Source organism: [Scytonema hofmanni] UTEX 2349 (genome assembly GCF_000582685.1).
Taxonomy (GTDB): domain Bacteria; phylum Cyanobacteriota; class Cyanobacteriia; order Cyanobacteriales; family Nostocaceae; genus Hassallia; species Hassallia hofmanni.
Window position 1 is genome coordinate 939,632 of the sequence record NZ_KK073769.1, and the last position, 19,491, is coordinate 959,122.

Below are 19,491 nucleotides of genomic sequence, written 5' to 3' on the forward strand. Positions count from 1 at the left end.
TGCTACGTCTTTACAATGGTTTTAGATAACGCATATTTAATTTCTATGCCTATGTCTATTAGACATCTCCAGAGTCATACGTAGAGACTACCAAGTGCTACGTCTAATCAAGGGTTCGGGCAACGCATATTTAAATTCGGTCGATGTCTATTAATTCGAGAAAAATCTCGGAACTATAGCGATCGCCTTTCTCGTCTATTTATAAACTATCTCAAAATTACCAGCTTTATTATACCATCTGTGTGAGTAGTCTTTGCGACTGGAATCGGCAAATAATTATGGTTTTAATCAAATTACTGCCTAAAATTGTAGTGTTTTATATAGGAGTCAATAAAGATGCAACGTAGTTTGAAAAGCCTTTTACTTCTAACCGCTGTTATCAGCTTGACAGCTTTACAAGAAGCAAAAGCAGTGTCAAATAGTAGCCTGACTGTGACGATTAACGGATTTAAAAGCCAGCGGGGACAAGTTTGCTTGAGTTTGTTTTCAGGTGGACGAGGATTTCCTAGCAGCAGCGATCGCGCGGTGGCTGCCCGTTGTGTCAAACTAGAAAAAATACCCCTGACAGTTAAATTTGACAACTTAAAAGCCGGAAATTATGCGATCGCTGCTTTTCATGATGCCAACGGTGACGGTATTCTCAATCGAAATCCGTTCGGTATTCCCACAGAAGAGTTTGGCTTTTCTCAAAACCCAAAAATTCTCACAGGTGCGCCAAAATTTGCCGATTCTGCGTTTCTAGTCGCAGGTCCTGAGACTAACATTCAAATTAAGTTGCTGAACTTTTTCGGCTAAAGTAAACGCTAAGTAAGTAGGTGTGAAAATTTCAAGGTATGTCCGAAGCGAGTGGAACGAAGCAATCCCAAGGATTTTGATTTTTTTACATTCTCTTATATAGTTCGGTTTATTTGTGCCGACTTACTTGTAGCATTACTTTGTTGTTATTCTACAGTGAATTCCCACTATGAGCGTTTAGTTGCACGACTGCTGCATTTGACCCAAATAAGCCACCCACATCAACTGAGTGCCAAGTCTCCACCTGAAGGGGCGAAACGCTACTATTTAAGAAATTAGTTAAAGTTCTAGAGTGAATTTATCAAATTCTTTAGAATAGCAATAAGGGTCTAAAGTTGAGGATTGAGTTTGTATATTATATAGGTTTGTTTGCTTGGTGGAAAGTATCAGTAATAAAGCTAACACTGGATCAACATTTTTCCTGGTAGTCTCACTGAACATATCCAATAATGCCATTTAATTAAAATGGTAAAAACAACCGAATTTTATTTTATTAAACCTCTTCCAGTACAAATGGTGACAAAAGTAAAGGTTAAAAGAGAAAGATTTTTCTTACTTCTTTTCCCTTTTTCCGAATAAGTGAAAGAAGTCTATTTTATTAGTCGTTGAGAGTAATTTACAGAAATTGATGAAACCCGATACCACAACAGAATTTAACTCAGACCCAGAGATTGACCGTTTAATCGATGAAGTAATAACTTCTTCTTTAACGGATGAGCAGTATCGTCAAAAAATGCAGCGCCGTAAGGAAGTTCAAGATAAACGAATCGCAAATGCTGTCCCAGAAAAAGGCTTAGTTATTATTAATACCGGCAATGGTAAGGGAAAAACGACTGCGGCGTTGGGGATGGTATTACGATCGCTCGGTCATGGATATAAAGTAGCGATCGTCCAATTTATCAAAGGTGCCTGGGAACCTTCAGAAAAAAAGGTTTTCAGTATGTGGCAAGACCAGTTAGAATTTCATGCTATGGGCGAAGGTTTTACCTGGGAAACTCAAGACCGCGATCGCGACCTCGATAAAGCTTATGAAGCTTGGCAAAAATCATTAGAATACATCCGCCATCCAGACTTTAAGCTGGTGCTGTTAGATGAAATTAATATCGCTGTGAAAATGGGTTATTTACAAGTTGACGAAATTTTAAGAGGTTTGCAGGAAAAACCACTCGACAAACACGTTATTCTTACAGGTAGAGGCGCACCAGCGGCTTTAATTGAACGAGCCGATTTAGTCACAGAAATGACTTTAGTAAAGCATCCTTTTCGCGATCAAGGCATAAAAGCGCAAGCGGGAATTGAGTTTTGATGAGTAAGTGATGAACGATCAATGATGCCAAAACTAATTATTCATCGTTCATTCAATGAACCATATCCGCCATTTAAAGCTTGATTGCACTTCTGCAAAATTTGGCGATCGCCTTCACTGACAGTATTTAATTGATGATAGTCTTGTAATGCTACTGAGTAGGCATAAGTCATTGGCTGATCTACATCTAGTTTCGGTAGTATATTTGCCGTAGCTACCTCTTCTATACCTCCTCCACCAGGTGCAGTCACCGTCATTGCCAACTCTCCTGAGGAGTCAATATTGCCCTGAAAACAACTAAACTCAGAACTCGGCATATACAACGCACCCATCACCTGATTTTGGCGCTTCTGAAATACAATATATCCTTGCCCAAGTTGGTTTGGTTGTAGCGACTGACCGTAGAGATAAACGCCATCTTGTTTGGGAAACTTCGTGGTGGGAACTGCAGCCTTTTTTGTTGCTTTTTGAGTTTCGGTAAGTTGTGTAGTAGTTCCAGATAAAGAAACTTTTTCGTCATCAGCCTGGATTTGTCTTTGTTGCAAAACAGCGTTTCTGGAAACAAGCAGCAAATCCGTAGCCAACGTTGATGTTTGTACTGTTTCTATTTGGTTACTCAAAGCTGGTTTAGCCTGTTCAGCAATAACACCAGCCGTTATAACTAAACCAACGAGGGGAATTGTCCATTTGCCAGGGTAAAGAAATTTATTCATATATATAGCACCCAAATTCTCCTGTTAAAATAACTACTTATTTCGCCACCTATTTAAACCGTAACCAAGTATTTAGGCATCAAGGCTCTGTCAAAGGATTGATTTATATTGTGCGGAACAATACACTTTGATGAAATATTTTTTAGTTTTAATCAGAAAATACCATCGTTTAAGCGATTTTCACTTCACTTGTGTAAATTCACTCGCTGGGGTGAGGTTTACGGAAAATCCCTGATATTTTTTTCTTTTCTATTTTTTAGCTAAAAAAATCGCCCCCTGAATTCAGGAGGCGCGTCGCCTAGAGCGATGAGCTTATAACTAGCTAGCAACGTACTCTTTAACATTTGCGCGACGACGACGCAGATGAGCAAGGGCTTGATGCTCTAATTGGCGGACGCGCTCACGGCTAAGACTTAAGCGTTCGCCAACTTTCGCCAGAGACATTTCGTTACCATCTTCTAAACCAAAGCGCAAAGCTAAAACTTCTCGCTGTTGGGGGGTGAGTTCAGCCAGAAGAGTGTTCAAGTCTTGACGCAAGAATTCTTGCGTCATGTAATACTCAGGTGATGGTCCATCATCTTCGAGCATTTCTTGCAACTCAGTATCTTGATTATCGCCGACGCGTACATCCAAAGAAACTGGCTGACGTGCCATATTCAGGTATTCGCGAATTTGAGCCGGTTCTAGCTCAAGTTCTTTGGCAATTTCTGCTGGTGTTGGCGATCGCCCATATTTTTGAGCTAGTTCGCGCTGTACCTTTTTGATTTTGTTCAGCTTTTCGGTGATGTGGATCGGTAAGCGAATTGTCCGACCTTGTTGAGCGATCGCCCGCGTAATCGCTTGACGAATCCACCAGTAAGCGTAAGTCGAGAACTTATAACCCCGTGTCGGGTCAAACTTCTCTACACCTCTTTCTAGTCCTAGAGTTCCTTCTTGGATCAAATCCAGAAACTCCATATTCCGCTTTTGGTATTTTTTCGCAATAGCAACGACTAAGCGCAAATTCGCTTCAATCATCTTTTGCTTTGCTCGCTTACCTTGATGCACAAGCTGTGTAACCTCTCCCTCTGGGAGATTAACATGGCTTGCCCACTCTTCTAAGCTAATTTCACGTTGCTGTTTCTTTTCTAAAGCCTCTTTGGCTTCCACTAACTTCATCATGTGTTGCACCTGCTTCCCAAAGATGATTTCTTGGTCACGGGTTAGCAGTGGTACACGACCAATCTCGCGGAGATAGGTTCGCACCATATCAGCCGTGAATTTGGTGTTAGTGTTTTCAGTTTGGGTGTTAACAGTAGGCATTGGTGCGTGGTCCTCTCGTCCGTAAACACAATGAATATTTAATTACTAGGGTTGATGGGGAAAGATTGTGTTTTGATCTCACCACATTATGAACTACCGAAGACAATCATATTAGTACAAGTTTTGTCAAGACGGTGCTCCCTTTAGATAGGTTTTCCTATCCTCCCTAAACATTTAAGTCGTTAGAAGTACGCGCTCTTTATTTCCCTTGATTTCTTTTCGTCCTCACTCCTTAGCAGCGACCCGAAAAATACGAAGTCAGTATGAGTTCTACTTATTTAATATTACGACAAATTAGTCGGATAGTAAAGTAGCTCAGATAAATCTTTCTATTATAATGCAAAACTGCTTATTTGCCAAAAAAATGGCGAAAAATTGTTTTGTGCCCTTACTATATATATAGTGACGCTAAAACCCCTCTCGCGAGTGCCTGAAATTAGCCGGATAACCGAACTGATTAATTGTAATATTACGAAATGGGGCAATGGGCACGCTTGATTGGGGGAATTAAAGAAGTCCTTTGAAACAATACCTTCGCCAAAATAAAGACGGCTGGACGTAGTAGAGTTATTGTTTACCACAACTACAACTCAATCGCCACAGAAAGCCCATGCCAGATATATTAGCACTGTTGGAATGCTTGCAACGATATACGACTTGAACTTCTTTGAGGCGTTGGAGGCGATATTAATACTAATTATTCCCAAGCGTCTTAGCATCCAATTCATCCCGCATTTATGCAGTGCCAATCTTGCACTGTTATTAATCGCCAGCTAGAATCATTAAATATCTCTAAAACTCGCTGGTGATAGTTCACTAAACTCTGACGATGACCAACAGTGATAAAGGTTATCTTAGTTTTTTGTAGCTGTTGGTAAAGATGCTTCTCATTTTGCTGATCCAAAGCGCTGGTTGCTTCATCCAAAAAGGCATAACGAGGTTGATTAAGTAAAAGTCTTGCGAAAACAAGACGCTGTTGCTCTCCTATAGAACCCATTTGGGATCTTTACGTTCTAAGGTAGAATAATCGAACTTACTGGTTATCAAACGAAGATATTGTTGAAAGTAATGCGCGTTATGATAGGATTTTTTCATGCCCACTTGGACGATGCCCATTGCCCCAAATTAAAACCCAAGATCGGCTTTAGCTAGTTCAGCAGCAGCAAAGACTTCTGCGTCTGGCTTTTCTTCCCAAGCGATATCACCAATTTCTGCATAGAAAGTTGAATCATAAGGACGGGTACGCACCACTACAGGCATGGGTACGGCGTGTCCTAAAATTAAAGCTTGTTGCTTTGAGTCTAACTTGGCTAAGACCGATCGCAAACCACCACCACCAGAGACACCTGTAAAAATCGCGTCGATGTCTTTTTCATCATTGAGCAAAGCGGTGATGCGGGTGCCAATTTGAGACATAACTTCATTATCTATGCCTGAAGGACGTTGATCGACCACCAGAAGTGTAACGAAATATTTCCGCAATTCGCGGGCGATGGTGCCAAAGATGGTACTTTGGACAATAGCCGGGTCAAGAAAGCGGTGTGCTTCCTCAATGGTAATCATTAATGGCATTGGGCGATCGCATGGATTTTTACTTTGCAAGAACTTGTCAGCTTTTTTGACATACTTCTCGTGAATGCGTTTGGTAATCATGTTCGTCACCAACATGTAAGAAAGCATGTTGGATTGGGAACCAAATTCTATCACAACATTTTTCCCTGCTTCCAAACATTGCAAAATCTTGTCGATGTAGTTTTGCGGGCAAGCCGCTCGGATATACTTTAAACTGTCCATCCGCAAAAGTTTGCGTTGCAAAGCCATAATCGAACCTTTATGTCCGCGCTTTTCATCGCAGAACATCTCGATTTCGTCATTCGTCATGCTCAGTAATTGGACAATCCAAGATTTCCCGAATTCGGAGTACAAAATATTAGCATTATCTAATGCTGCATCCGACAGCCCTAAATCCCGACTGCATAACTTAATATCTTCGACATCGATTTGGTCGTAACTTAAATATAGTTCTTGTGCATCCCTTACACCCCGACGTTTTGTAGATTCTGGATCAAGAGTGTAAACTTCAACTTGAGATGGAAATAACTGTTTTAAACCTTTAACAGTATTGACATTTTTACCTTCTGCTACAGCTTCCCAACCATACTCAGAATGCATATCAAAAATTAAGTTAACTGCTGCGCTTTTGCGAATTACACCAGCTAAAAGTAAGCGTGTTAAAAACGATTTTCCAGTACCAGATTTACCAAAAACGCCATTACTGCGTTCAACAAAACGATTTAAATCGATGCAAACTGGAACATCCATATCCAGGGGTTTCCCAATGGAGAAATTTTTTCTTTGCGGATCGTCTTCCCAACCAAATACTCGACGAAAATCGTCTTCATTCGCTTCGTAAACTTGGCTAAAGTGACTGGGAATAGTTTTAACTGGTAACAGTTCCATCGTCGTGCTGGTTTGGGGTTGAAAAGATGCTAAACCCGTCGTCGATGGTACAAAGGGATTAACAGATTTGCCATTTGTAGCTGAATAAGTTTCATTATTTTCGGGAGTGAACATCAACATCGGTGAGAGGTTGATAGTTCCATAAGTACCACTTCCAGCTAAAACTTCTCTTAAAAATGTATCTTCCCAATTTGGAGGATTAGCGATAATTCTTTGGTTAGCAGTTCCTAGCGCTACATCTGTCAGCATACAGAAAAAACGCGATCGCATTCCTTGCACGACTAAAAATTTACCTACCCGCATATCTTCAACCGAAATATCCGGATGTAATCTTACTTCTAATCCATCTGTGAGAGAACCTTCTATTACTGAACCTAACGGTTGTCCCAAATTCATATCTTATTTGTTGGTGGATAGTGGATATTTGTTGATGGATAGTGGATAGTTGTTGATGGATAGTGGATAGTTGGAGCGTTGTTGGGTGTTGAGTGTTGGTTGCTGATTGTCAAAAAGTACTACTAACTCTTAACTCCTAACTCTTAACAACTATCCACTAACAACTAACTCTTAACAACTATCCACTAACACCTATCCACTAACTTTTAATCAATTTCAATTGAAGTTGGGGCACTACCTGTGGTAGTAGTAAATATTAATGGTGTGCGATATTGACTATAAAGGCGATCGCGCCAAATGAAGAATGGTTCGTAAAGGGGATTATTTGCTAATTCTGGGACACCTTTACCTCTCAGGTTGACTGGTAAATCTAGATAGGGACCATCGGGAAACTTCAGCAAAATCGACAATCCCGCCACGGCAAAGTCTGCTAAAGTAGGTTCGTCTCCGACTAAATAAGGACTCTCAGCTAATATTAGCGTCAGTGCTTCTAAGTCTTGCTTTAAGTCGGTCATGGCGCTACGTACCACATCTGGAGTATAACCTACTCCAACACCCAAAACTTTTAGTAAATCGTTTGGTACTCCTTGAACCAGACTTTTGAATACATCTGGTGTCGAACTCGGTAATAGAGACTTGCGGAAATTTTGGTCTTGACTAATCGCGGAAAATAAGGCTTTGCGACTTTTGATACCAATTGACTCATCAGCCCATTCTTCCATCATTAAGCATAAACCACGTTGCTTTGAATCTTTCGGTATCAGTGGGCGATCGGGATATTCTAAATCTAAATACTTAGCGATCGCTGTGGAATCTGAGATATATCTATTACCATCTTTCAGCACTGGTACTTGTCGCTGACCACTTAATCGGAAGAGGTCTACTTGTCCAATCCCAGGTGTAATTTCAATTTTGCGGTACGCTAATCCTTTATAATCAAGGAGGAGGCGTACTTTCTCTGAGTAATGAGATAGTTCAAATTGGTATAATTCCAGCATCTTCCCTACCTTATAATTGGTGCGTTTATCAACTTTACAATTGTATCTTTAGTAATATAAATTTTCATTACTAATTAATTTATTTTGCGCCAAACTAATCGAGACTAACGCTGATTTTTGAATGAGATTTCTGTGGAGATTGCTATCAGGCAAAGTCTTTTATCTTAAATACTTGCTTTTTGTTTGGGTGATGTGGTATTAGCCGAAGGGGAAAATTCGGTGGGGCGATCGCCTACACAAAAGTCGTGATAAACTTAATTTGATTAATATTATATTTGCTACAAGCGATACCTTCTAACCTTCAGTGTAATAATTTCCGGATTAAGGAAATCCTATCACCACCGCATATTTTCAACAGAAAATCTTACTTCTTTAGTTAGTTTTATCTGTAGGGAAGTGTTATAAGTCTTTATGTAATGTGTGAAAATAAAGCCAAACAAAATTTATGAAGGTTGATTATAACATAAAATTGCTGACCAAGTTAGCAGGACTAGTAGGAGCAACCGGCGCTAGTTTCCTCATGATTTTTTCGGCTAGAGCCAATGAGGTACTAAATCCTAACCCTGGCGTTTTCTCACAGGCACCCTACAATCGGGGTCAACGTGTTTTGGTAAACGCTGAATATACACCGACTAAGCCAGAATTAGCGAAACAGGGGAAGAAGCCTGCACCAGGGAAAAACACGGTATCTCAGAGTAACCAAAGAGGCGGTATAAATCCTAGCCCTAGTATTTTCAACGAGGCTCCTTATAATCGTAGCGGTCGCACCGCACCTGGTCAAACTAACCCCACTGTACCTACCCCTACCACCCCGGAAGCTACACCTACACCAGAGCCAACACAAGTACCGACTACGGAAACACCACCCGTACCCGAAAATCAAAAACCCCCAACCGACAAACCCACCCCAACTAATCCACCTGGAGGAAGTTCCAGCACTCAAGGTAAGAATTTGGTAGCGTTGGCAGAAGCAGACGGCTCTTTTAAAACTTTAACTCAGGCTTTAAAAGCAGCTGGATTGACAGAGATTTTACAAGGTAAAGATAACTACACCATTTTTGCGCCCACGGATGCGGCATTTGCTAAATTACCACAAGATGCGGTGCGCGATTTGTTGAAGCCAGAAAACAAAGAAGTATTGGTCAAGCTTTTGACTTACCATGTGGTCAAAGGTCAAGTATTATCTGCTGATTTGAAATCTGGCGAAGTGAAAAGCGTTGAAGGCGGTGCAATTAACGTTAAAGTTGATCCGAAAGCTGGCGTAACCGTTAATGAAGCTAAGGTGACGAAGGCAGATATCATAGGTAGTAACGGCGTTATTCATGCGATCGATCAAGTGATTTTACCTCCTGATTTGTAATCTCAGAAGTTTTCACAAGAAGAACGCAGGTCGTGTTTCCTCCACTTGACTTTCAGTCAGTTGTGAATAATAATAACCCGTTCAAATATTAGTTTGGACGGGTTTTTTAGTTTTCTCTATTGCATTACATTATATAACGTTGCACTACAGTGTTATATAATGTGATGCAAATGTATTTTTAGGAAATAAAGCGATGAGTAAAGAAAACATTACCTTTCGGATAGATAGTGATAAAAAGCTGGCGCTTGATGCAATTGCAGCCGGAATAAATCGTGATAGAAGTTATGTACTGAATGAGGCAGTAACCGCTTATGTAGAGATGTACCAGTGGCAAATTGCAGAAATTACTAAGGGGATTGCTGAAGCGGATGCAGGAGACTTTGCAAGCGATGAGGAAGTAAAAGCTACATTTGCAAGGCTAACTAATGCAGATTAAATGGCTACGTCGTGCGCTGCGTAATCTGGAACAAGCCCATAATTACATCCTAAAAGACAGTCCAAAAGCTGCACAAGAAGCAATTTTCAGGATTCAAAGTGCAGTGAGTCAACTTGAGAACTATCCTTTTATGGGGCGAGTTGGACGTGTAATTGCTAAATTCAAATTTGCTTTATTCAATAAAATCCAATATTTCGATTTTGACAAAAATCTTAAATTGTCATACAAAAATTTACACCGAATAATGCCAAGACTGCTAATTCACTTTTAGTGCTTTTAGTATCAGCTTTTGCGAAAATTGCTACTTGCGTGTATAACGATGCTTCACACCAACGGGGAAATATTCCGGATCGCCAAGTGGTGCTAATATCACTTTTGGCATTTGATATTCTGGGGGGACGTAGTTAGCAAACTCGCTATTGAGGCGCTTTAATTGTGAGAGAATTGAATGAGCGATCGCCTCACTTTTCTCTTCACTTCCTTCCACCTCAGGCGCCAACTCCACAACCACAGATAAAAAGCGGTTCTTGTCTGCATCTTCCTTCACCTGCAATACAAACTTACCCGTTACCCACTCTTTAATTACAGGTTGCTCTAATCCTACCGTGACATTTTCTGGGTAAATATTCGCCCCAAAATAAGAAACCGTAAAATTAGAACGTCCGAAAACATAAACAAAAGGTAATTGATGAATCCCTCTCAGTATAGCCCGCGAAGGCGGGCTTTGTTCGTGTAGCCCCAGGCTTCCAGCCTGCGGGTTCATTTTAACACCTTGATTTTCTAACTCTGCCACAGGGTTAAATCCCCACTCCGCCAAAAATTCCAACATGGCATCATAACTAATTATCCCCCCAGTATCTAAAATGTTATAACGCACCAAGGGAATACCATTATCTCCCGAAAAAAACAACGTGCCATTTTCAACTTCAAAAAAGCGGCTGATCGGGTCATACTGTAGCAAAGTAGGTAAACGAGATTCCCCAAATAAAGCTTTCGCAGCATCAGGATTTTCTGCCAAAAAACGACGAATACAAATACTTAAAGGTGTTTCATTAGCCAAAACACCCGCATCCGCAGTTCCATAAAGTGATGCTGAATCGTAACAGAAATTTTGTGAACCAATTCTTTCACCAACTAAACTGCGCCATTCTTCACTAAATACTTCTCCTGCCATAACTAGTTTAACTTGATATTGCTGCCATTCCACACCACGAGCAATACCACTATCAATTACATCTTTCAAAAATGGCGGATATCCTAATAATACAACTTGCTCGAAAGCTGAACCAAGTTCTTGCACAACTCGCAATATTTCTTCTTTCTTGTTACCAGGTGTAATTACAGTGATAGGATAACCTTTGCTGGCAAGATAGCGACAACAATTAGTTGTAAACATTCCACCTACCCAGGTTCCTAAAGTGAAACAAACCACAGCTAAAGTGCTTTTGGAATCTGCATGAAAGCTGTCATGAAATATCTGCTCAAACCGGCTCGCAATTTGTAGCTCATCTGTGAAGAAACGTGTCCAAAATGTCGGTTTACCTGTGGAACCTGAAGAAGCCGCTATCATGTCACATGCTTGTAACTGCCCATTACGACACAAATCAGTTAAAGGATGACGCGAGATATAATTTTCTTTGGTAATCAAAGGTAGTTTTTGGAAATCCTCAAAGGTTTGGATGGAAGCGGGATTTATATTCTGTTGTGCTAAAAAAGTCTTGTAAGCCGGTACGTTACCAGCGATTTCGTGAAATAATGCCAAAGCTGCTGATTCGCTTTTACTATTTATATGGCGTTGTAGTAGGGTTTCTAAAGGTGTAGTTATAAACTCTTGAAAAGCTTTTACTGCCCGCTGCTGTTGTGATTCGCTGTTCATGATACTTATATTTTTAGGATTATTCGTTTGGGGGAGATGGGGAGAGGGGGGGACAAGGGGACAAGGGGACAAGGGGGAATTTATTCTTTGTTTTCCCACTCCCCCATTCTTGTACAGACGCGATTAATCGCGTCTCCCCCATTTTCATAATTTTGCGTAAATGGGACTTTTCTCGTTGTAGCAATAAAGAAAACCCTTCATTCATACTTGGGCACTATGCAAGTCTATTGCAGTAAACAACACGCAAATGATCAGAGTAACCGATTTTGCATCCACTGCGGTGAACCGTTACCTCTTGCTACGGGGAAGGTGGTGGAGAATCGCTATCATATTTTACGACAATTGGGGCAGGGTGGTTTTGGACGCACTTATTTGGCTGAGGACAAAAATCAATCAAATGAAAATTGCGTGCTGAAGGAGTTTGCACCCCAAGTTGAAGCACAACAAGATTTATTAAAAGCGAAAGAATTATTTGAACGCGAAGCAAGTGTTTTAAAGAAACTTCAGCATCCGCAAATTCCCCGTTTTCACGCTTCTTTGCAAGCGAAGTTAGGTAATAAAGATTTTTTCTTTTTGGTGCAAGATTATGTGGAGGGTGAAAATTATTATCAGTTGTTAGAACGTCAAACTTTTAGTGAGGAAGAAGTAATTAAGCTTCTGCAAGAAATATTACCTGTGTTGTCATATATTCACTCACTAGATGTCGTTCACCGCGATATTTCTCCTGATAATCTGATTTTGAGGAGTTCTGATAAATTGCCGGTGTTGATTGATTTTGGAGGAGTGAAGCAATTACCTGCGAGTAAGGGTTTTTGGTTTACTCAGTTGGGTGGAAATCGCACATTGTTGGGTAAAAAGGGTTACGCACCAGAAGAACAGTTACGTCAGGGAAAAGCGTTTCCTAGTAGCGATTTGTACTCTTTGGCGGTGACATCCCTGGTATTATTTACAGGTAAGGAACCGCAACATCTTTATGATAGCTATCAAGGTGTTTGGCGTTGGGGAAAGGAAATTAAAGTCAGTTCGCAACTAGAAGCTGTGTTAAAAAGGATGCTTGCTTATAAACCAAGCGATCGCTATCAAACAGCCAATGAAGTTCTCAAAGATTTAAAGTTTTCTATGGCTGTCAAAGCTGCAAATCCACACATCACCAAGCTGAAAACTATGATAGCCGCTCCTGGGCGACAACGCGCTGGTGCTGTGGTTAGTAATCTTCACAAAAGAACGCAATTAGTCGCCGGTGCTTTACCTTTACCTATTTGGCTTCGTCCTTTTGCTGTTAGTCTTATAGGCACAACTGCGGTTGTTTTAGTTTTCGCTGGGACTTGGGCAGTAGTAAATGCCGTTGCTCGTACTGTATCATCATTTTCTGTATCTGTCCCTTCAATTTCTCTACCAAAATTACCGGGGGGAGGAAATCCAGAAAATAAACCCGCAAATAATAAAGATATAAGTCAAATTGTTAATCGCCGTCAAGAATTAGAAATTCCTGAAGGATTTTTTACTCGAACTGTAGATAATTTATTTTATACTGAAAAGCCAGAATTACAAGGACGCGCTCTGACTTCTAGCTCAGAAGATGCTGCTTTACGCAAAGAATGGTACGGTGTAGCTGATGACTTGCTAGATAAATTAGAACAAGCTAAACTCAGTAACGCATCGCGTCGGAAGTTAGGCAATTACAGTTCTCAAGATTACGACGTTTGGAGACGCAAAACCCAAGCAGGACAGTTAGGTGATTATACAATCAGTCAATTGAACAGAGACACAAATCAAAAATTCGATCGCTTGTTTCCCGGTCAGCGACGTGGGAAACTCAATCAAAAGACTCTTGGTCAAATTTGGTATGCGATCGCTGCCGATCAAGTTAGTAAAATACAACAATAGTCGGGAGTTGATAGTGGTTAGTGGATGGTGGTTAGTGGATGGTGGATGGTGGATGGTGGTTAGTGGATGGTGGATGGTGGATGGTGGATGGTGGTTAGTGGATGGTGGTTAGTGGATGGTGGATGGGCAGAAATAAATATAAAATGTTTTGTCATTGCGTTCGCGTAGCGTCTCGTAGAGAGGAACGAAGCAATCCCAATCACTGCGATTGCTTCGTCGTTCCTCCTCGCTTCGGACATCTTACAAGAAAGGCAGAAGTTCGAGGGCAGAAGGCACTTATGTTAGGAGTATCAATTAAAACTTACTTTGTGGGTTTAAAGCCCAGTTGAAACAAATAATTATACTCAAGATGGCTTGCAGCGAGGTATAAAACGTCCTTGTTTCAATCCCACTATGAGTAAGGGTGGGTTGCCTTCTGCCTTCTGCCTCCTGCCTTCTGCCTTCTGAAATTTAATTACGCCTACCTACTTAGTGGATGGTGGTTAATCCTCGATCAACAACTATCAACCATCAACTATCAACTATCAACCATCAACCATCAACTATCAACCATCAACTATCAACTATCAACTATCAACTATCAACTATCAACTATCAACTAACAACTAACAAGCAACTAAATTATTATGAATCTCGTTTATTGTTCTAAGGGACACGAAAACCCTGCTGGTAGTAGCTTTTGTCTCCATTGTGGTGAAAAGATAAATCAAAATCTGGTGAGTCAGGGTATCCAAGCGGGACAAACTCTAGGCGATCGCTATGTTATTGTACGTCTACTCGGTCAAGGTGGATTCGGACGCACTCATTTAGCTGAAGATATCAACCGCTTTCGGGAACTTTGTGTTTTAAAAGAATTCTCTCCCCAAGTTCAAACTCCTTACGTTTTACAAAAAGCTGAAGAATTGTTTCAGCGAGAAGCAACTGTTCTTTACAAATTGCAACATCCGCAAATTCCCCGCTTCCGCGAATTGTTTCGCAGCAATTTGGGGGGTAAAGAATACCTGTTTTTGGTGCAAGATTATGTAGAAGGGCAACCTTACAACGCTTTATTAAATACTCGCTTACAGCAAGGTTTACGGTTTAGTGAAGCGGAAGTGCGTCAATTATTACTGCAACTTCTGCCAGTTTTGGATTACATCCACTCTTTGGGAGTCATTCACCGCGATATTTCCCCCGATAACTTAATTCTTCGCAACGTTGACCAATTACCAATCTTAATTGACTTTGGCGGGGTGAAACAAGTAGTCGCAGCCGTCGCTTCTGAATATTATCAACACGGTGCAGGTGCGACACCACCTGCAACACTACTGGGGAAGGTGGGATATGCACCCTCTGAACAGATGCAAACCGGGCTGGTATCTCCTCACAGCGATTTGTATGCTTTAGCGGCGACGGTGTTAGTTTTACTGACAGGTAGACAACCGCAAGAATTAATTGATACTCATACTTTAACTTGGAAATGGCGAAGGGAAGTTACTGTTAGTCCGAATTTAGAACAGGTGTTAGAGAGAATGCTATCACCCATACCAGGCGATCGCTTTCAATCAGCGCGTCAAGTTTTGAATTCATTAAACACTTCACCTGTCAACTATCCGCCGACTCAACAAACTCAAGGTACTGTAGCCGTATCCCCCTCTCCTCCCCTCTCCCCCGATATTCCCCAGCCAAAAAACTCATGGACATCAGGCAAAAGTTTGCTGGTAGGATTGGCTTTAGCTGGGGTTGTTGGTGTTGGTTGGTTGGGAACAAACTTGATATTATCTCGTGGTGGAGATTCTTTACAAGATATCGCGCAACCTACACCCAGCGTTACACCAAAGGATAATCAGCCAACCGATCCCCTAGCGCAATATTCAACCGAAGAACGCGCACGTAAAGAAAAATTAAGCGATCGCCGTCAACAGTTGGGTATAGATTTCAACTTTTACGTTAACTTGGTAAATCAAGTCTTTTGGGAGAAAAATCCCAGTTTAAAAGGGCGCAAACTGAGCGATAATGTTGAAGATGAGAGTTTGCGTGCCGAGTGGGATAAAACAGCCGCAGAATTGTTAGATAAGCTTGCGCCACTGAGTAAAAATGCCCGTCAAAAATTAGGAAATTATACAGCTGCACAACGCGATCGCGATAAAGCCCAAGTCAATAAAATCAACGTTGGTAGCCGTTCATTATATGATTTAGGCGATGCGGCATTTTATCAGCAATTTCCCGAACAGCGAGGTAAAAAGTTTACTAATACATACATCGGACAAGTTTGGCAAGGATTTGTTAGTGATAAAGTTCAAGCGATCGTTTCAGGTAGGGCTTTGCAGAAACTTGTATTTGATAAAGGTGCGAACAGCAAAACAGTTAGCGGTACTCTTAAAGCTGCTGATGGCAAAGTATTCATTGCCGAACTTGCCAAGAATCAATTAATGGATATTAAACTACAAGCAAATTCCCAAGTTTTGCTATCAATTTATTCCCCCTCTGGCAAAATCATATTTTTAGAAGATTCGACAAAACGCACCTTGTCAACCGAACTACCAGAAGACGGATATTATGAGTTTGTCGTCGTTTCCACCGCATTAAAACCACTAGATTATCAACTTAGCATCACCGCCGAAAATCCCGCACCACCACCATCCCCCACACCAACACCCACCGAAACTTCTACCCCAATATTAACACCCACACCAACACCCACACCAACATCAACACCCACATTAAAACCAACATCTATACCCACACCCACGCCGATAATAACACCTTAGCAAAGATTAATTCATAGTGAAACTCTGCGAACCTCTGCGTCTTCCTCAGCGTCTCTTTGCGTTTAAAATTCAATCCATTTAGGCATCACCGGAAAAATTAGGGTGACTGACCATCAATAATATTTAGAAAATCTTCAGCCGTGATAATCGGGCAAGAAAAATTATCTTTTAGACTGAGTAAATCGCGATCGCCCGTCACGAGATAATCAGCCTCACTGACCACAGCCAAAAGTAAAAAAGGCAGATCAAACGGATCACGACATTCAGGAATTACAGGCAAGCGGTCAGGCATCGCTACAGCTTCACAAAAGAGTATGTAATCCGATAGTAAATCTTCTTGCTCAGTTGGCGTGAGCTTAAACTTTGGATAAGCCAGCACTCGGATTAACTCAGTTGTTGTCGCTTTAGAAACCAGCGGAGTGAAGAGATCGTCCTGCCATGCCAAACGAAGCCTAGATACTCTGCCCCCAAATATCAGCGCCTAGATAATGATATTAGTATCAATTACCACCCGTGGACAAACCATTACGATTGACGCGCCCAAGCCACTGCATCAGCCACATCCTGCTCACTCAGTCCTAAATCTGCCAGCTTAGATCGAACCGCATCAGCCCGCTGAATTTTTACAGGAGTCAGAATAATTTGCCCCCCCTCCACCTTTACCTCAAAATACTCAGCCTCACCGATTTCACGAGTAATACTTTTAGGCAGCGTTAGTTGATTTTTAGAAGTTAACTTGGCGAGCATGACTTGCCTCCTAGCCTTTGCGATCAAATGTAAGGATTCCTTACTTGAGTATATACATCCTACCTTACCTGGTTGAACGGAGAATCCCACCCCTTGAAGGGGTGGGAGCGTCAATAAATCTAAAACCCAATCACAGAAACAGCTTTTTTGTACGGCACAGTTTCAAACAGGCAAAAGCCTTGACATATAAGACTTTTGAATGCGTGACTTCCGCGCAGCGGTACTAGCACTTTACTAAGTCTTGTCGTAGTAAGCGCTTAAAAAGCGATAAATCGCTTACTACGAGAGTTCTGATTACGGTCTTGGCGGAATGCGAAGTACTTGCCCAGGTACAAGCACAGTTGGGTCGAGTCCAATCACATCTCGATTAGCCTCGTAGATGACATTGAGCAGATTGCCATCTCCATAAGCTCTCTCAGCTATCAAAAATAGATAGTCACCTTGTTGCACAAGATATGTTTGACCAGGTACGGGTGTAGTGTTTCCTTCCAGTATGGGAATGTAAAGTATCTGCCCTGCGAAGATCGCATTAGGGTTAGATCCAATCACATTTTTGTTAGCGTTGTAAATTACGTTGAAGAAACTCTCATTTCCGTAAGCTCTTTGAGCTATCTTCGACAGATCGTCACCTTGCCCCACAACATATGTTCTGCTAGGTATGGGTTGTTGAATTGGCGGGGTGGGGAAATTTCGAGGTTGGTTAGGCAAGTTCTTCAGGAAACTGATACTTGGCGAGAAAAAGTACTCACCCCCCTTGAGTGTGACAAAGTTTGCAAAGTTGACATCGGCTTTCTTGGTTGGTTGATCCCGGTCTTTTAACCAATTTTGCGCTGGCTTCGGCTCTTCTTTAATCAGCGGATCGCTCTGACCAGGTAAGCTTTGACCACTCACTGCATCCAATCCAGTTCTGTCGTAATTTTTATTTTCTACATTGCGGGACTTGGACATATCGGGTTCAAGGAATCTGGGATTATTGCTCCAGAAGCGCTGAATAAACTCAAACTGTTCCCAGATATCGGATTGATAGCACATAAATAGCAACCCAACACCACCCTTAGGTAGATTATCGAGGTTGCCAGAGAAGTTGCTGAGTGGTCCATAGGTCATTCCGCGTCGTGTAATGCGATGTCCTAGCTCTTGTTCTTTGCTCTGGGCAAAAGGTCCACCTTTTCTGACCGATTCGTTTCGGGGATTGGTCGTGCGAAGATGCGACTGGAATGGGCATTTTAGTCCAACAGGATCGCTAGAATAGCTAAAGTTATTTAAGTTAGTACCCCCGTCACTAGACTTGATAACAAGTGGAGTGCCATCTTCAAAACGTCCCACTGCCATTGCACCAGCCTGCTTAGGAGAAACCCCTAATGCTTGACCCAAGGCAACTTCAGCCTTCTTGAATCCTTGAACATTTTGCTCAAGTTTGCGAAAGACAAGAAAACTACCAAAGCTAACATTTGGAGTGCCAAAAGGATCTGGAACCAAGACAAGATTGAGTCTAGCACTGAATAGTTTCTTGGCGGTATCGCCGTTTTCCCGATCTACGTCTTTCTTGAGGAAAAGCGGTTGACCGATACCATCTGTAAAGCCAAAATGCTCAACAACACTCTCTTCTTGACTATTTTGAAACTTTCGACGTACTGTATTGGCTCGTTCGATAGTGGCGATCGCCGCAATATTATTCAGCTTTTGAACAACTTCTGATTCTTTGTTTTTCAGAGATGTCGGATCGTTAGCTGCTATGATTATCAATGCATCAATTTCCTTAAATCCCGGCTCCCAAGTGCTAACTGGTGGGTCTATAAGTGCATACTGTCGCGTCTTCATACCGTTCTGGAAGACATCAGCGTAATCATCGTTAAGTTGGTTTTCGGTAGGATTAGGTTTTTTTCGATTCTGAAGATTGGCACCCTTCGGTTGAATAGAATCAGGGAAACCTAGTTTTTCATAGCCTGAGGAAGATAAAGAGAAGTGTACAAATACACCACCATCAATTTTTTGCTCCCTCCAAGCAACAGCATCATCTAACTGCTTTTTGGCTGATGTAATATCTTGAGCGGCAAATTGAGCAATCCATTGCCTAAGTGCAGCAAGTTTGCCTGAATCTTCCCTGGTATTGGAAAAAGTTAAGAAAATCTGTACAGAGTTGTTTCTTCCATGTCCTGTAAGAATGTTACCTTGCAAATCTTGAAGAACATCTTGATATTGTTGATCGTTCTGGTCAATTGGTTCTTTGTTTGAATTGAGGTCTAATGGCATTATTTGCTCCTGAAATATTTTGTGTGCTTTCCCGAAAGCGCGATCGCTTGCTGTTCTGGTTAGATTCCCGACTTCGCTTTAAAAAGTCGGGAAGGAAAGCAGCGAGCGATCGCACATCTTTCTGTTCAAAGTCTTTAGTCTAGTCGAGGTCTTTTACTGAATCACAAGTCCTGTTCGGACTTAAATTTCCAGAATCGATATTGGAAATGGGT

General features: G+C 41.5%; 17 protein-coding genes and 1 pseudogene. 9 read left to right on the forward strand and 9 right to left on the reverse strand.

The genetic code is table 11. From position 1 onward, the window contains the following. Positions 1 to 336: 336 nt before the first annotated feature. Both TOL9009_RS0134445 and cobO read left to right on the forward strand, forming a co-directional pair. Complete coding sequence (locus TOL9009_RS0134445; protein WP_051503199.1) at positions 337 to 795, forward strand: DUF2141 domain-containing protein; 459 nt, start codon at positions 337 to 339, stop codon at positions 793 to 795. 628 nt (positions 796 to 1,423) lie between these two features. Beyond that, positions 1,424 to 2,101 (forward strand): cob(I)yrinic acid a,c-diamide adenosyltransferase, encoded by a 678-nt coding sequence (cobO, locus tag TOL9009_RS0134450; RefSeq protein WP_029637886.1) that lies wholly within the window; start codon positions 1,424 to 1,426, stop codon positions 2,099 to 2,101. A 41-nt stretch (positions 2,102 to 2,142) separates the two neighbouring features. Here the strand turns inward: cobO and TOL9009_RS0134455 are convergent, their stop codons facing one another. The 5 genes and pseudogenes from TOL9009_RS0134455 to TOL9009_RS0134475 all read right to left on the reverse strand — a co-directional run bounded on the left by TOL9009_RS0134455 (position 2,143) and on the right by TOL9009_RS0134475 (position 7,970). Beyond that, entirely contained in the window at positions 2,143 to 2,814 is a 672-nt protein-coding gene (locus tag TOL9009_RS0134455) for a hypothetical protein (RefSeq protein WP_029637887.1), read from the reverse strand. Positions 2,815 to 3,132: 318 nt separating this feature from the next. Beyond that, positions 3,133 to 4,116: an RNA polymerase sigma factor, RpoD/SigA family gene (locus TOL9009_RS0134460; RefSeq protein ID WP_029637888.1), complete on the reverse strand. Its 984-nt coding sequence runs from the start codon at positions 4,114 to 4,116 to the stop codon at positions 3,133 to 3,135. Positions 4,117 to 4,840: 724 nt separating this feature from the next. After that, positions 4,841 to 5,107 (reverse strand): annotated as a pseudogene (locus tag TOL9009_RS0134465) (ABC transporter ATP-binding protein/permease); the annotation flags it as partial. A 134-nt stretch (positions 5,108 to 5,241) separates the two neighbouring features. Continuing rightward, complete coding sequence (locus TOL9009_RS0134470; protein ID WP_029637890.1) at positions 5,242 to 6,972, reverse strand: helicase HerA domain-containing protein; 1,731 nt, start codon at positions 6,970 to 6,972, stop codon at positions 5,242 to 5,244. A 206-nt stretch (positions 6,973 to 7,178) separates the two neighbouring features. Continuing rightward, a complete protein-coding gene (locus tag TOL9009_RS0134475) occupies positions 7,179 to 7,970 on the reverse strand; it encodes a glutathione S-transferase (RefSeq protein ID WP_029637891.1) in 792 nt (263 codons plus the stop codon). Positions 7,971 to 8,415: 445 nt separating this feature from the next. Between TOL9009_RS0134475 and TOL9009_RS0134480 the strand changes: the two genes are divergently transcribed. The 3 genes from TOL9009_RS0134480 to TOL9009_RS0134490 all read left to right on the forward strand — a co-directional run bounded on the left by TOL9009_RS0134480 (position 8,416) and on the right by TOL9009_RS0134490 (position 10,037). Further along, a complete protein-coding gene (locus tag TOL9009_RS0134480) occupies positions 8,416 to 9,330 on the forward strand; it encodes a fasciclin domain-containing protein (protein WP_029637892.1) in 915 nt (304 codons plus the stop codon). 193 nt (positions 9,331 to 9,523) lie between these two features. Next, positions 9,524 to 9,766, forward strand: a complete 243-nt coding sequence (locus TOL9009_RS0134485) for a CopG family ribbon-helix-helix protein (protein ID WP_029637893.1) — start codon at positions 9,524 to 9,526, stop codon at positions 9,764 to 9,766. Further along, positions 9,756 to 10,037: a type II toxin-antitoxin system RelE/ParE family toxin gene (locus tag TOL9009_RS0134490; protein ID WP_029637894.1), complete on the forward strand. Its 282-nt coding sequence runs from the start codon at positions 9,756 to 9,758 to the stop codon at positions 10,035 to 10,037. Before TOL9009_RS0134485 ends, TOL9009_RS0134490 begins: the two co-directional genes overlap by 11 nt. Positions 10,038 to 10,067: 30 nt before the next feature. On the opposite strand, the gene TOL9009_RS0134495 is transcribed toward TOL9009_RS0134490, so the two are convergent. Then, the gene (locus TOL9009_RS0134495; protein ID WP_029637895.1) at positions 10,068 to 11,642 is read right to left on the reverse strand and encodes a phenylacetate--CoA ligase family protein; all 1,575 of its coding nucleotides are present in this window, start codon (positions 11,640 to 11,642) and stop codon (positions 10,068 to 10,070) included. Between the two features lie 216 nt (positions 11,643 to 11,858). Here TOL9009_RS0134495 and TOL9009_RS0134500 point away from each other — a divergent pair, with 216 nt between their 5' ends. From TOL9009_RS0134500 to TOL9009_RS0134510, 3 genes are all read left to right on the forward strand, one after another. Continuing rightward, a complete protein-coding gene (locus tag TOL9009_RS0134500) occupies positions 11,859 to 13,529 on the forward strand; it encodes a serine/threonine-protein kinase (protein WP_029637896.1) in 1,671 nt (556 codons plus the stop codon). Between the two features lie 475 nt (positions 13,530 to 14,004). Beyond that, positions 14,005 to 14,178 carry a hypothetical protein gene (locus tag TOL9009_RS48140; RefSeq protein ID WP_186227756.1) on the forward strand — a complete coding sequence of 58 codons (174 nt, stop codon included), beginning with the start codon at positions 14,005 to 14,007 and terminating at the stop codon, positions 14,176 to 14,178. Beyond that, positions 14,156 to 16,279: a serine/threonine-protein kinase gene (locus TOL9009_RS0134510; protein WP_029637897.1), complete on the forward strand. Its 2,124-nt coding sequence runs from the start codon at positions 14,156 to 14,158 to the stop codon at positions 16,277 to 16,279. The genes TOL9009_RS48140 and TOL9009_RS0134510 overlap by 23 nt, the downstream gene beginning before the upstream one ends. A 97-nt stretch (positions 16,280 to 16,376) precedes the next feature. On the opposite strand, the gene TOL9009_RS41455 is transcribed toward TOL9009_RS0134510, so the two are convergent. The 3 genes from TOL9009_RS41455 to TOL9009_RS41460 all read right to left on the reverse strand — a co-directional run bounded on the left by TOL9009_RS41455 (position 16,377) and on the right by TOL9009_RS41460 (position 19,279). Further along, positions 16,377 to 16,724 (reverse strand): putative toxin-antitoxin system toxin component, PIN family, encoded by a 348-nt coding sequence (locus TOL9009_RS41455; protein WP_199341626.1) that lies wholly within the window; start codon positions 16,722 to 16,724, stop codon positions 16,377 to 16,379. Between the two features lie 80 nt (positions 16,725 to 16,804). After that, positions 16,805 to 17,026 carry an AbrB/MazE/SpoVT family DNA-binding domain-containing protein gene (locus TOL9009_RS0134520; protein ID WP_029637898.1) on the reverse strand — a complete coding sequence of 74 codons (222 nt, stop codon included), beginning with the start codon at positions 17,024 to 17,026 and terminating at the stop codon, positions 16,805 to 16,807. Positions 17,027 to 17,320: 294 nt separating this feature from the next. Continuing rightward, a complete protein-coding gene (locus TOL9009_RS41460; RefSeq protein WP_051503200.1) occupies positions 17,321 to 19,279 on the reverse strand; it encodes a Dyp-type peroxidase in 1,959 nt (652 codons plus the stop codon). Between TOL9009_RS41460 and TOL9009_RS48145 the strand changes: the two genes are divergently transcribed. Beyond that, positions 19,273 to 19,422 carry a hypothetical protein gene (locus tag TOL9009_RS48145; protein WP_186227757.1) on the forward strand — a complete coding sequence of 50 codons (150 nt, stop codon included), beginning with the start codon at positions 19,273 to 19,275 and terminating at the stop codon, positions 19,420 to 19,422. The genes TOL9009_RS41460 and TOL9009_RS48145 overlap by 7 nt on opposite strands. Positions 19,423 to 19,491 lie beyond the last annotated feature (69 nt).